This window comes from Ruminococcus albus AD2013, assembly GCF_000526775.1.
GTDB classification, from domain to species: Bacteria; Bacillota; Clostridia; order Oscillospirales; family Ruminococcaceae; genus Hominimerdicola; species Hominimerdicola alba_A.
The window spans coordinates 3625990-3640858 of record NZ_JAGS01000001.1 but is presented as its reverse complement, the minus strand read 5'-3'; the positions used below and the strand labels follow the sequence as shown (position 1 = coordinate 3640858).

General features: G+C 47.5%; 4 protein-coding genes. 2 read left to right on the top strand and 2 right to left on the bottom strand.

What is annotated here, in order from left to right; translation table 11 throughout:
* Positions 1-6 precede the first annotated feature (6 nt).
* Positions 7-9081 (bottom strand): MBG domain-containing protein, encoded by a 9075-nt coding sequence (locus N773_RS0116380; protein WP_024858807.1) that lies wholly within the window; start codon positions 9079-9081, stop codon positions 7-9.
* Positions 9082-9444: 363 nt separating this feature from the next.
* On the opposite strand from N773_RS0116380, the gene N773_RS0116375 reads away from it, so the two are divergent.
* Together N773_RS0116375 and N773_RS0116370 are read left to right on the top strand one after the other, a co-directional pair.
* Positions 9445-11394, top strand: coding sequence for an alpha-glucuronidase (locus N773_RS0116375; protein ID WP_024858806.1), 1950 nt, complete (start codon positions 9445-9447; stop codon positions 11392-11394).
* 10 nt (positions 11395-11404) lie between these two features.
* A complete protein-coding gene (locus N773_RS0116370; protein WP_024858805.1) occupies positions 11405-13243 on the top strand; it encodes a hypothetical protein in 1839 nt (612 codons plus the stop codon).
* A gap of 192 nt (positions 13244-13435) precedes the next feature.
* Here N773_RS0116370 and N773_RS0116365 read toward each other — a convergent pair whose 3' ends face one another.
* Positions 13436-14734, bottom strand: coding sequence for an O-acetylhomoserine aminocarboxypropyltransferase/cysteine synthase family protein (locus N773_RS0116365; RefSeq protein WP_024858804.1), 1299 nt, complete (start codon positions 14732-14734; stop codon positions 13436-13438).
* Positions 14735-14869 lie beyond the last annotated feature (135 nt).

Genomic DNA, 14869 nt, shown 5'->3' with positions numbered 1-14869 from the left:
ATGGCATTATTTTAACAGTTTTTTGCCCTTGATATGAGCTGCGATAAGCGAAATATCAGAAACATTTATTTTACCATCGCCGTTTATATCAGCCGCTTTAAACTGATCGCCCACCAGCAGTTTACGTCCTTTAACGTGAGCTGCCGCCTTTGTAAGGTCGTTTACGTTTATGATTCCGTCGCCGTTTACATCGCCTTTCTTTACCTTGGATGCAGACTTGTCAACGATAGCGAAACCAGCACTCGTCACGCCCGAATAGTTGCCCATGCAGGTAATGACTGCCTTTGCCGCACCGACTGCGGTGTTGTTTACGTAAGTCACGCTGTAATCCGTGCCTTCGGTCAGCAGTTTGCTTCCGTCATAGACCTTCACCTTCGGGACAGCTGCTTTTCCGCTGTACGTGTACTCTTTATTTTCGAGCACAACGTTAAGGCAGGCTGCATTTTTACCGTTTATGGTGAATTTCTTTTCGGTAGAGCCGGAGTAGTTTCCTGCACCTGTGATAACTGCCGATGCAGTGCCTGCTGCAGTGTTGTTTTTGTACTCAACCGTGAAATCTCTGCCCTCCGTCAGTTCAGAGTCATCAGCAATAACGGTAACAACAGGAGTCTTGGGATTTCCGTCGTATTCAAAGCTTACGGCAGAAAGTGCAGCCTGTGCGCCAGCCAGCGACTTGGGTGTGATCGTAAAGGAAGCTGTTGCAATATCCTTATAGCCGTTCCTGCCTATCACAATAACTGTTGCCCTGCCTGCATTGATATTGTTATAGTATGCCACTTCAAAATCCTGATGTTCTTTCAGCGTTGCTGAACCGTTAGTCAGGGTTATCTGAGGTTTCTTTGCTGTGCCGTCGTATGCATAGGATCTTGTATCCATACTGATATTGAATCCCGAGATAGACACCGCACTTGCCGAACCGATAACGAAAGGCTGTGTCAGAGTTCCGTAGTAGTTGCCCTGTCCGCTTATGGAAACATAAGCTGTTCCTGCCGAGGTATTTGAAGAATAGGTCACCCTGTAATCCCTGTTCTCCACAAGTGTTCTGCCATCCTTTTCTATTGTTACAGAAGGACGTCTTGCAGCACCGTTAGCATCGTAGAAGTACTTCTCAAGCTTTATGGATGCCTTGGAAATATCGCTGGTATTTATCTTGAAAGACCTGGTAACAGTACCGCTGTAATTGCCTGTGAAGCTGATCTTCACAACTGCGCTGCCCGCTATGATATTATCGCTGTAAGCAAGAGTATAATCCGTCTTTTCGGTCAGTACCCTGCTGCCGTCCTTTACTGTGACTTTCGGCTTTCTGGCTGTGCCGTTATACTCGTAGCTTTCGGGAGATACTGTGACATCAAGACTTTTTGCGGACTTAGCTGTGATAATGAAGCTGTCCTCATAGATGCCCTGATAATCGCCCATACCTGTTATAATTACCTTTGCCGTGCCTGTGTTGACATTTGCAACGTAATCAACAGAATAATCTACGTTATTTGTAAGAACTTCAGTGCCGTCCCTTACGATAACACCCGGAGTCACAGCACTGCCTGTATACTCAGCGGACTTTTCACTAAGCTCGATACTGCATTCTGCGATATTGTTTGAATCAGCATCCTTAGCTGTGATAGTGAACTCTGCGGACTTCATGCCTGTGTAGTTGCCTGTGCCGTTTACATATACACTGGCTGTACCTGCTTCAACGTTATTGCCGTATGTGACATAGTAATCAGCACCTTCAGTGAGTGTATTCATTCCCTCTGTCACAGTAACAGCAGGCTTCTTCTCAGTGCCGTCGTAGATGTAGTTATTGGTCAGCACGGCTATTCTTATATTGTTGAGAGGTGCAGGTGAGATAGTGAAATTCAGTGTACCTGTACCCGCATACTCACCGATACCTGTTACAATAACACTTGCAGTACCTGCATTTATGTTATTGTCGTAATCGTATGTGTAATCCAAACCGTTCCTAAGTGTCTTGTCGCCGCGCTTTACGGTAGGTACAGGCTTTTTAGCCATACCGTCGTATACAAAGGAATCAGCGCTGAGATAAGCCTTGCAGCTAGCGATATTTACAGCCTCTGCCTTGTTTATGGTGAAGTTGGCTGTCTTTGTACCTGTGAAGTTGCCCTTACCTGTCACGGTAACGGTGGCTGTACCTATCCTGGTATTGTTTGAGTAGCTGACAGTAAAGTCAGTACCGCTGACAAGTTTCTTTGAGCCATAGGATACTGTCACAGTCGGCTGCTTCGCACTGCCGTCATAAGTGAATGCAGTTCCCGAGAGAGTGATGTTCAGTTCACTAACAGACTTGGCAGTTATCCTGAAAGTCTTGCTGATCGAACCTGTATAGTTGCCCGTACCCTTTACGGTGATGCTGGCTGTGCCCGCATTTACGTTGTTCGAGTAGGCAAGAGTATAATCCTTGCCGTTTGTCAGGGTCTTTGTACCGTCGGTAACAGTTACATCAGGCTGCTTAGCATTGCCGTCATAGGTATAGCTTGAAGGCGATACCACAGCGGTAAGATTGCTTGCAGATCTCTGACTGATGGTGAAGGCCTTTGTCAGGCTTCCCGTATATCTGCCCAGACCCATGATATTCACAGTTGCTGTACCCGCATTGATATTATCGGTGTAGGATACGATATAGTCAACTCCGTTCGTAAGCGATGCAGAGCCGTTCTTTAAAGTTACAGCAGGCTTCTTTTCACTGCCGTCATATGCGTATGTACTTTTTGAAAGGGTCGCCGTACAGCTGCTTATCGCAACAGCAGCAGGTTCGCTGATGGTGAAGCTTGCTGACTTTGTACCTGTGTAGTTGCCCTTGCAGGTTATCACTGCGGAAGCTGTACCCGCATTGATGTTGTTTGAATAGGAAACAGTATAATCAGTGCCGTTCACAAGGGTATTTGTGCCGTCCTTTACAATTACGGTCGGTTTCTTCTCCTTGCCGTCATAGGTGTAGCTTGCGGGAGAAACTGTTACTGTCAGTGCGCTTGCATTCTTAGGGCTGATGGTGAATGTCTTCGTAGTGGTATCATTGAAATTGCCGATACCCTTGATAGTCACGGTAGCCGTGCCTGCCTTTGTGTTATTGGAATATGCAACAGTGAAGTCTGTGCCCTCAGCAAGAACATCTGAACCGTTAATTACATTAACAGCAGGCTTTTTCGCTGTGCCGTCATAGGTATAATTAGTTGTACCCAGAGTTATGGCGCATTTAGTAATGGAAGCAGGAGCCGCCTTGCTTATGGTAAAGCTTACGGTCTTTGAGCCTGTATAGTTGCCGATGAAGGTGATATTCGCCTTAGCTGTGCCGACCTCTGTATTGGCAGAGTATGAAACAGTATAATCAACACCGTTCATCAGTGTCCTGCTGCCGTCTTTTACTGTTACAGCGGGGGTCTTTGCCTTTCCGTCGTAGGTATAGCTTGTGGGCGAAACTGAAGCAGTTACACCGCTTGCGCTCTTCGCATTTATGGTGAAGTTCTTCGTAACAGAGCCTGTATATCTGCCGTTGCCCATGATAGTCACGGAAGCTGTACCCGCATTGGTATTATTTGAATAAGAAACCAGATAATCAGTGCCGTTCACAAGGGTGGTGCTGCCGTTCTTCACAGTGACAGAAGGCTTCTTCTCACTGCCGTCATAGGTATAGGAAGTCGCACTCAGAGTTACTGTGCAGCCGCTTATCGAAACAGCTGCAGGCTCACTGATAGTGAAGTTTCTGGTAACAGAGCCTGAGTATGTTCCCTTACCGGTTATGGTAACTGAAGCTGTACCAACGTTTATATTATCAGCATATGCAACAGTATAATCAGTACCGGCGGTCAGTGTCTTGCTGCCGTCCTTTACGGTAACGGTCGGTTTCTTTGCTGTGCCGTCATAAGTATAGGAAGACGCACTTAGCGTGATATTGCAGTTGCTTATCAGGGCTATATACACTTCGCTGATAGTGAATGTCTTTGTAGCCGTACCCGAATAGCTGCCCTTGCCTGTAATGGTCACGGTAGCTGTTCCCACATTGACGTTGTTTGAATACGAAACAGTGTAATCGGTACCGTTCGTCAGTGTCTTGCTGCCGTATTTAACTGTTACCGACGGTGTTTTCGCATTGCCGTCATAGGTATATGAAGTAGTTCCCAGAGTGATAGTACAGCTGCTGATAGGAGTAGCCGAAGCTCCGCTTATAGTGAAGTTTGCCGACTTTGTGCCTGTGTAGTTGCCCTTGCCTGTGATGGTAACCACAGCTGTACCTGCATTGGTATTGTTGGAATATGAAACAGTATAATCAGTACCGCTGACAAGTGTCTTGCTGCCATCTTTCACGGTAACTGCGGGCTTCTTTGCTGTACCGTCATAGGTGAAGCTAGTCTGAGAAAGTGTCATTGTCAGTTCGCCTGCACTCTTCGCAGAAATGGTGAAAGTTCTGGAAACTGTGCCCTTGTAGCTTCCCATACCTGTTACAGTCACGGTCGCTGTGCCCGCATTGGTATTGTTGGAATATGCAACGGTATAATCCGTGCCTTTGGTCAGAGTCTTGCTGCCGTCCTTTACGGTAACTGTCGGCTGTTTCGCTGAACCATCATAGGTATATGAAGATGTGCCGAGAGATACAGTACAGTTGCTTATCGAAACAGCAGCGGGCTGACTGATGCTAAAGCTTGCCGACTTTGTGCCTGTGTAATTGCCCTTGCCTGTGATGGTAACAGTAGCAGTGCCCACATTGGTATTATTTGAATAAGAAACGGTAAAGTCAGTGCCGTTTTCAAGAGTTTTTGAGCCGTCCTTTACAGTTACCGCAGGGGTCTTTGCCGTGCCGTCATAGGTGAAGCTTGAAGGTGACACTGACACTGTCAGATTGCTTGCATTCTTTGCATTGATAGTGAAGCTCTTTGTAACAGTGCCTGTATATCTGCCCATACCCATAATGGTCGCAGAGGCAGTTCCCGTATTGATATTGTTGTAGTATTCAACAGTATAATCAGTACCCTTTGTCAGGGTCTTGCTGCCATCTTTTACGGTAACTGCGGGCTTCTTCGCTGTGCCGTCATAGGTATAGCCTGAAGTGCCCAGTGTTACAGTACAGCCGCTTATTGAAACAGCTGCGGGCTGGCTGATGGTGAATGTTTTTGCGGCAGTACCTTTGTAGTTGCCGCTTCCTGTGATAGTCACGGTAGCTGTACCTACATTGGTATTATCGGAATACGAAACGGAGTAATCAGTACCGCTTACAAGGGTCTTGCTACCGTCTTTTACAGTTACCGCAGGTTTCTTTGCACTTCCGTTATAAGTATAGCTTGTCTGAGAAAGTGTGATCTCAAGTTCGCTTATACTCTTAGCCGCGATCGTGAAATTCTTAGTGAGCGTACCACTGTAATTGCCCTTACCGGTAACAGTCACCTTAGCAGTGCCTGCGACGGTATTTGATGAATAAGCAACGGTATAATCCGTGCCTGACTCAAGGATAGTATCTCCGTCTGCAACAATGACTGCAGGCTTTTTTGCCGTACCGTCATATGTACAGCTCTCAGGTGAAAGGGTCATAGTCATGCCGCTCACGCTCTTTGCAGAGATAGTAAAGTTATTTGAGAGCGTACCCGTATAATTGCCTTTTCCCGTGACAGTGACCTTAGCAGTGCCTGCATTGGTGTTATTGGAATAGGAAACGGAGTAATCTGTTCCGTTCGTAAGTGTTTTGGTGCCGTCCTTTACAGTGATCGTCGGCTTCTTAGCTGTGCCGTCATAGGTATAGCTTGTAGCCGAAAGTGTTACTGTGAGGTTGCTTGCGCTCTTGGCTGAAATGGTGAAAGTCTTTGTTACTGTGTCTTTGTAGCTGCCTATACCTGTAACAATAACAGTAGCTGTACCGACATTCGTGTTATTGGTATATGCAACAGTAAAATCAGTACCCTTGGTCAGGGTCTTTGTGCCGTTCTTCACAGTTACCGACGGCTGTTTAGCTGTGCCGTCATAGGTATAGCTTGAAGTACCCAGCGTTACGGTGCAGCCGCTTATCGAAACAGCAGCAGCCTTGCTGATCGTAAATGACTCCGTGACAGTACCTGTGTAGTTGCCTTTGCCTGTGATAGCCACGGAAGCTGTACCAACAGCGGTATTATTGGAATACGAAACGGCATAATCCGTTCCGGAGGTAAGTGTTTTTGAACCGTCCTTTACAGTGACCGTCGGCTTCTTGGCTGTGCCGTCGTAGGTATAGCTCGTCTGCGAAAGCGTTATCGTCAGATCGCCGACCTTCTTCGCATTGATCGTGAAATTCTTAGTGAGCGTGCCGCTGTAATTGCCTTTACCTGTAACAGTGACCTTAGCTGTACCTGCATTGGTATTATTGGAGTACGCAACAGTATAATCCGTACCGCTCACAAGTTCATAAGAACCGTCAATTATCAATACTGTCGGCTTCTTGGCTGTGCCGTCATAGGTATAGCTCGCAGCCGAAAGTGTTGCTGTGAGGTCGCTCACGCTCTTTGCAGATATAGTAAAGCTCTTTGTGAGCGTACCCGTGTAATTGCCATTTCCTGTGACAGTGACCTTAGCTGTACCTGCATTTGTGTTATTGGAATAGGAAACGGAATAATCTGTGCCTGAAGTAAGTACTTTTGTGCCGTCCTTTACGGTAACTGTAGGCTTCTTGGCTGTTCCGTCATAGGTATAGCTCGTAGCCGAAAGTGTTGCTGTGAGGTTGCCTGCACTCTTAGCCGAAATGGTGAAAGTCTTTGTCACAGTGCCTGTATAGCTGCCATTACCTGTAATGGTAACTGTAGCCGTTCCTGCGTTGGTATTGTTTGAATATGCAACTGTAAAATCAGTACCCTTAGTTAGGGTCTTTGTGCCGTCCTTCACTGTTACTAAGGGCTGTTTAGCAGAGCCGTCATAGGTATAGCTTGAAGTACCCAGAGTTACAGTGCATCCGCCGATAGCTTTCGCTTCAGGACTGCTGATAGTGAAAGAAGCGGCCTTTGTGCCTGTGTAATTGCCCTTGCCTGTTATGGTAACAGTCGCTGTGCCTGCATTTGTGTTATTGGAATACGAAACAGAGTAGTCAGTACCGCTCGTAAGTGTTTTGGAGCCGTCCTTTACAGTAACTGACGGTTTCTTTGCTGTGCCGTCGTAGGTATAGCTTGTGACTGAAAGTGTTATCGTCACGTTGCTGACACTCTTAGCCGAAATAGTGAAAGTCTTTGCCGCAGTGCCTGAATAGCTGCCTTTACCTGTGATGGTAACGGTGGCTGTTCCTGCCTTTGTATTATTGGTATATGCAACTGTAAAGTCAGTACCCTTGGTGAGGGTTTTTGAACCGTCTGTTATTGTTACTGACGGCTGCTTTGCAGTACCGTCATAAGTATAGCTGGTCGTTCCCAGTGATATTGTACAGCTGCTGATAGCTTTCGCACTGCTTATCGTGTAATTTGCAGACTGTGTTCCTGTATAGTTTCCCTTACCCGTAACAGTCGCGGTAGCTGTACCGACAGCGGTGTTGTTTGAATACGAAACAGTGTAGTCAGTACCGCTGACAAGTGTTCTGCTGCCATCCTTTACGGTAACTGTCGGTTTTTTGGCATTACCGTCGTAGGTATAGCTTGTCTGTGAAAGTGTCATTTCCAGACCGCTCATATTCTTTTTGTTTATGGTGAAATTCTTGGTAACAGTACCCTGATAAGAACCTATACCCTTTACAGTAACAGAAGCCGTGCCCGCATTTGTATTATTGGAATATGTAACCGTGTAGTCAGTGCCTTTGGTGAGAGTATTGGAATCGACCTCTACTGTGACTGACGGCTGTTTAGCTGTGCCGTCATATACATATGAATTTGCGCTGAGTGTGACATCGTCCGCAGTTATCTTAGGCTGATTAGTCTCCAGATTAACAGCATAATTCGCAATATCGGAGTTGTACTGTGAAAGATCCTGGATCAGCACGAGATTATATATCTTCTTTGAATTTGAAAGCTTGACCGTCTGGGGAGCAGTACCGTTCATATAAACAGTATTGCCCGAACCGAATGTTATTTTAGTCGTATCGCTTTCAAAATTACCGCCGACATACACCTTGCCTGAAGTCATCGTAACTTTGCTGGTAGCGGCGTACGAATAAGTCATTATGATAAAGTCTCCGCTGACATTAACGACATCATTGCTGTTTGTCATATCAAGACCCGCTTCTGTCGATACAAGCTCTCCTCTGCTGGTGACTCTGGCTATCCTGTAATCTCCGTTGACATTCAGCTTTCCGCCGCCAAGCTTTGTCATACCGCCCTCAGCTGTGAAAGTTCCTGTAATATTCAGCGTTCCTCCGCCTAGTTCGATATCTCTTTCAAACTGGGTCACATCACCTGTTATGGATACAGTCTTTCCGCCCATCACCATTCTGCTGATCTTCAGACCATTCTGTGTTCTGATGTTCAGATCTGAGACGAGCGGTGTCGTTGAGTAGAAATAGCCCTCCATATCGATCGTTCTGTTATCAGTGACAGTGATCTTTGCCAGCTCTCCCTGGTATGAACACTTTATAGTCTGTATGCCCGAGCCATTGAGGTTCAGCACGGAGGTACCCATCATAGTGAAGGCATTATGATTGCTTTCAGTAGAGATATAGTCGTATACATTACCACCAACATTTATCGTACCCGCAGTGATGAGGTCGTAGGTATACCAGCCGCTCCTGCCTACGGTGTTTGTCATTTGGGAATTTACATTCCAGATAAGATCCTTTGCGACCGTTATTGACGCTGATTCATTCTGCATCCTGATATATGCATAGGAACTTTCATTTGACTTGCCTATATACAGGTTGCCCTTTACTACCAGCTTACCCGTACCGATATCCAGCATACCTGCTGTCATGTAAAGATCGCCGTCAATAGTAAGAGTATGTCCGTTGAGTATGATATCACTGTTCGTTTGCACCGGACCCGATACTGTTATGTCAGACGAAAGACTTTTCACAGAACTCCAGGTCTCGGCAGATGCGCTTATTACCCCCGCGCTTTTCCATACCTGTTCTCCGGGCAGTACTGCTCCCGAAAAAGTCATCGTGACAGCCAAGATGCCAGCCAGCACTCTTTTCATTTGAATACCTCCATTTCGATATTTCCAGTTTTCTAACCCGATCGGGCACTTCACCCATGCCCTTTAAAAAACTAATTCTTACAATATTATATTATATCATATCCGAAGTCATTTTTCAATATTATTATTAAAACATCTCGTGTAATATTATCATTTTAGGACCTGCCCAAACTGGGCGAAATAGCACATTTCCACAGCATCTTGTGCATTTGGACCATACCTGCGCCGCAAACCTTTCGTACATTAGTATATGTTATCAATTTATGACGGAAAGTTCGCAATAAATGGATAGCAATATGCGCCGTATTTGAAATATAATAGGGGTAAACATGGTATTTAAGGTGTGTACGGAGGTCAACGATCATGGAGTTCTCAAAATTATGGCTGGATTACAGAAAGCTTGCAGATAACCGCAGCAGGGTGATAATAAGCTGTGACAACATGCTGAAGGATTCTGCTGCATTTGAAGAATTAAAGATCGCTATGGCTTCAATGGTGCCCGATGCGATAGTTCTGTGGAAATCCGAAGTATTCGATGATGATTCATGCCTCATCGTACTGACTATACGCCCCGAACTTTCAGAGGAAGAATACGATATCGCGGCTTCCGCGAATATCACGGAGATATGCGCAGGCAGTGAAACAGGTCTGCTGTACGGTGTGTTCGCATTTTTAAGAAAGATCGCACTTGCGGGAAGATTCATCAGCTTCACCGCCCACAAAAAGCCCTCTCAGCCAATACGTATGCTGAATCACTGGGACGAGGCTGACGGCGATATCGAACGCGGATATTCGGGCAAGTCCTTCTTTTTTGTAAATGAGGAACTTGAAGTAAACGAGCGCACTGTCATGTACGCAAGGCTTATGGCTTCCATCGGCATAAACGGTGTTGTTATAAACAACGTGAATGTCCGCCGCAAAGCAAAGCTTCTGCTCTCGATAGAGTTTGCAGAAAGCCTCACAAACCTCGGCGAACTTTTTGCAAGGTACGGAATAAAGCTTTTTATATGCCCCGATTTTGCCGCACCTAAAACTATATGCGGTCTTGATACGGCCGACCCGCTGGATGAAAATGTCATCGAATGGTGGAACACCACCTGTGCGCTGATTTTCAGCAAGATAAAGAATCTGGGCGGTTTCCTTGTAAAGGCTGACTCCGAAGGCGAGCCCGGACCTATGGCTTACGGCAGAACTCATGCCGACGGCGCAAATATGCTGGCAAGGGCGGTAAAGCCCTACGGCGGTATAGTTATCTGGAGATGCTTCGTGTACAACTGCACACAGGACTGGCGTGACAAGAAGACCGACAGGGCTTGCGCCAGCTACGATAACTTCATCGGGCTGGACGGACAGTTCGATGATAACGTGTATCTGCAAGCCAAGAATGGTCCTGTGGATTTCCAGATACGCGAACCCGTACACCCGCTTTTCGGTGCGATGAAAAATACAAATCTTATCATAGAATTCCAGCTTGCACAGGAGTATACAGGTCAGCAGAAACACGTTTGCTGGCTGATACCCATGTTCAAGGAGATAATGGAACATCACACCCGCCACGACCTCCCCGATGACCGCGTAAGCAGGATAGTCTGCGGAGTTGCCGCGGTGGCAAATACAGGCGACAGCTACTGCTGGACAGGCAGTGAACTTGCCGCCGCCAACCTTTACGGCTACGGCAGACTTCTCTTCGATGAAGAAGTCTCATACACCGAACTTGCAGAGGAATGGACAAGGCTGATGTTCGGCGATGATGAAAAAGTCACCTCGGCAGTAAAGGAGATACTTCTCAACTCAAAACAGGCTTACGAGGACTATACCGTCCCGTTGGGTATCGGCTGGATGTGCCACCCCAATGACCACTACGGTCCGTCCCCATGGGGTTATGAATTTGACAGATGGGGCACATACAACCGTGCTGACAGAGATGCCGTGGGCGTTGACAGAAGTGCTTCGGGTTCGGGATACAGCGAACAGTACGCCCCCGCGCTGGCAGAGGTCTACGGAGATATCACAAAATGCCCCGATGAACTTCTGCTGTTCTTCCACCGCGTGCCCTATACTCACAGGCTCCACAGCGGAAAGACAGTGATACAGCACATATACGATACCCACTTTGAGGGCTATGCAAAAGCAGAGCATTTCGCCGAGCTGTGGCATGGGCTCGAAGGCAAAATAGATGACCGCACTTTCAAAAACGGCTGTGAACGTTTTGCTGAACAGCTGAGATGCGCTAAGGAATGGCGCGATATAATCAACTGTTTCTTCCACAGGCTTTCGGGCATTGATGATGAAAACGGACGAGAGATATATTAGGAGTAAGAATATGAACGTTTTTAAGGCAGATGACATTTTTTCTGACGGAATGATCCTGCAGAGAGGTGTCGAGAATTTCATAACAGGCAGCGGCAAAGGTGAAATGACCCTCACCCTTGAACGCGATGACAAGATATGCGGACGTTCCCGCATTGCCGCCGACGGCAGATGGCGCATAGCTGTACCCGAGGGCAAAGCGGACTGTCTGCCCTACACAATAAAAATACGCTGCGGCAACGTAATGCAGGTGATAAGCGATGTCCTTTTCGGCGATGTTTTCCACATCACAGGACAGTCGAACATGGAACTCCCCCTCAACCGCACCTACGACCCTTTCAAGGGTGATGTTCCCGTTCCCGAGGAAGAACTTATCCGTGAATACCGCGTGCCCATTGCCCTGAGTTTTGAAGCAGGCAAAGAGTCAGGCACTTTCACAGGCGGAAGCTGGGTGCGTGCCTGTGATGACAAGGAACTTAATATGAGTGCCGCAGGCTATCATTTCGCTAAAAAGCTTTTCGCCGAGATAGGCGTGCCCATAGGACTTGTGAATACATCAGCAGGCGGCTCGGCTATCGAAGGTCGTATACCCGCAGAGGTCTGCCGCGAATTCCACGAGCTTGACCCCGTAACCGATATGGTCACAGCCGACGGCTACATGGAGAGAACTCTTTCCGAGGGCGAGAAGATCGAAAAAGAATGGTCTGCTTATGTTGAAAGCCGCGATAATATAGGCAAGGATGTCATCAGTGGTAAATATCCTGCCGAAAGCAAAAAATGCACCGTGCCTTTCATGGTCAACGACCTCCCCGATATGAACGGTTTCTGCGGACGTATATGGTTCTGGAAAGAGTTTGAGATACCAGCAGGTGCAGACCTTTCAGATGCCATGCTGATACTCGGCACTCTGGTAGATGCGGATATATCCTACATCAACGGCGTAAAGGTTGGCGAAACGACTTATCTTTATCCGCCCAGATACTACGAGATCCCCGAAAAGATTCTTCACAGCGGAACTAACCGCGTAGCTGTCCGTCTTGACATAAACAACGGCTTCGGCGGCTTCACCGAGGGCAAGCGCTTCTGTGTAAAGCTTGGCGATACCGTTATCGACCTCGAGGGCGAATGGGATTTCATGCCCGCAGTAAAAGCCCCTGTCCGCGGCACAGTAGAATTTCTGCCCTCAAAGGAACTGGCTGTCTACGCCTACATGACAGCCCCCGCGTACAGACTGCCTTTCAAGGGTATGCTGATATATCAGGGCGAGACCAACTGTGGCAATGCCGATATCTACGATGGTCTGTACAGACGCTTTGTCGAGTATTACAGAGAGCGCTGCGGTTACAAAATACCCGTAGTTTCCGTACAGCTGCCCAACTGGACCCCCGGCGGCGAGGGCTGGGTTAAGATACGCCAGAAACAGCTTGAATGCTGCAATATCCCCGATACGACTATGGCAGTAACTCTGGGCATGGGCGAAAACAACGACCTCCACCCCATAGATAAAGAAAGCGTCGGCGCGGCACTCTGCGACTGCGTGATGCGCCTTATCTATGGCAAGGGCGACCCTCTGCCCGTCAGCCCCACAATGATACGCCGCACTTCCGACGGCATAATGGTAGGTTTCCGCGAGGATGTTACTCTCACCGATAAGGATACAAAGTACTTTGAGGTACACACCCCCGAGGGCTGGAGATCGGTCAACGTAAAAGAAAACCGCGGCGGACTTCTGCTGGACTTCACAGCCGATAATGCAGATAAGATCCGCTACGCATGGCTCCCCGATGCCGACAGACCCGCAGCCGAGGGTATAAGCGGAAGACTGGTACCGACATTTGAAGCAGCAATATAAAAAAATACGTATAATGCCAAGGCTGAAAGGCTTTGGCATTTACACTATTATCATAACTAAAAAACACCGCCGCGGTACTATGGCTTACCGCGGCGGCGTTTTACGTATTTATAAGTAAGAAGGTATGAATCGTCAATGACCTGTGAAAAGTTTTGTTATGCTATCGATCTCGGAAAGGTTTCGCACTAACCCTTAGAGAGCCTTGAATGCCTCGGAGAGGTCTTCTATGATATCGTCGATATGTTCTGTACCGATGGAAAGTCTGATAGTGTTGGGACGGATACCCTGCTCCAGCAGTTCTTCCTCATTGCACTCGGAATGAGTTGTAGATGCGGGGTGGATAGCCAGTGACTTAACGTCAGCAACGTTAGCCAGCAGGCTGAACAGCTGCAGATTGTCGATGAACTTCTGAGCTTCTGCTGCACCGCCCTTTATCTCGAATGTGAATATAGAACCGCCGCCATTGGGGAAGTACTTCTTGTAAAGCTCCTGCTGAACAGGATCTTCGGATATCGAGGGGTGATTTACCTTTTCTACCTGGGGCTGAGATTTCAGGAACTGAACGACTTTCAGTGCGTTCTCAACGTGACGCTCAACTCTGAGAGAAAGTGTCTCCAGACCCTGCAGGAATACGAATGCGTGTACGGGAGAGAGGGTAGAGCCTGTATCTCTCAGCAGGATAGCTCTGATGTATGTAACATAAGCTGCTGCGCCAACTGCCTTTGTGAAGCTTACGCCGTGGTAGCTTACGTTTGGTTCATACAGCCAGGGGTGCTTGCCAGCGCCTTCCCAGTTGAAATTGCCGCTGTCAACGATAACGCCGCCTATTGTTGTGCCGTGACCGCCGATGAACTTAGTTGCGGAATGAACAACGATATCAGCACCGTGCTCGATAGGTCTTACCAGATAAGGTGTAGCGAATGTATTATCAACTATCAGGGGGATATTGTGAGCGTGTGCGATCTTCGCGATGCGCTCGATATCAACGACCTCGGAATTGGGGTTGCCGAGAGTCTCTATCTCGATAGCCTTGGTGTTATCCTGAATAGCAGCTTCGATAGCGTCATAATCGAAAGGATCAACGAATGTGCTTTCGATGCCGTAAGCGGGAAGTGTGTGCTTCAGCAGGTTGTAAGTACCGCCGTAGATGTTCTTAGCTGCTACGATGTGGTCACCTGCGTGAGCTGCGCCCTGTATAGCGTAGGTTATAGCAGCCGCACCAGAGGATACTGCCAGAGCGGCAACGCCGCCTTCGAGGGAAGCTATTCTCTCTTCAAAAACGCCCTGTGTGGGGTTTGTAAGTCTGCCGTAGATGTTGCCTGCATCTCTCAGACCGAATCTGTCAGCAGCGTGCTCGGAGTTGTGGAACACATAGCTGGATGTCAGATATATCGGAACTGCTCTTGCATCGGTTGCAGGGTCGGGGCTCTCCTGACCTACGTGAAGCTGTCTGGTCTCAAATCTCAGTTTTCTCTCATTTATATTACTCATAATTAATTCCTCTTTTCATGATATTTAAATAATGTACTGTCCTATAATGCCTTATCAACGTATTCAGATCAGCACATTCGCAGATGTGATGATACTTTTACGCTTCGGCTGATATGCTTCATATCATCGCCCGCT

What these genes read in the sequence shown, in the direction of transcription:
- N773_RS0116380 (WP_024858807.1), bottom strand. Translation starts at nt 9,081, where the DNA reads ATGAAAAGAGTGCTGGCTGGCATCTTGGCTGTCACGATGACTTTTTCG.
- N773_RS0116375 (WP_024858806.1), top strand. Translation starts at nt 9,445, where the DNA reads ATGGAGTTCTCAAAATTATGGCTGGATTACAGAAAGCTTGCAGATAAC.
- N773_RS0116370 (WP_024858805.1), top strand. Translation starts at nt 11,405, where the DNA reads ATGAACGTTTTTAAGGCAGATGACATTTTTTCTGACGGAATGATCCTG.
- N773_RS0116365 (WP_024858804.1), bottom strand. Translation starts at nt 14,734, where the DNA reads ATGAGTAATATAAATGAGAGAAAACTGAGATTTGAGACCAGACAGCTT.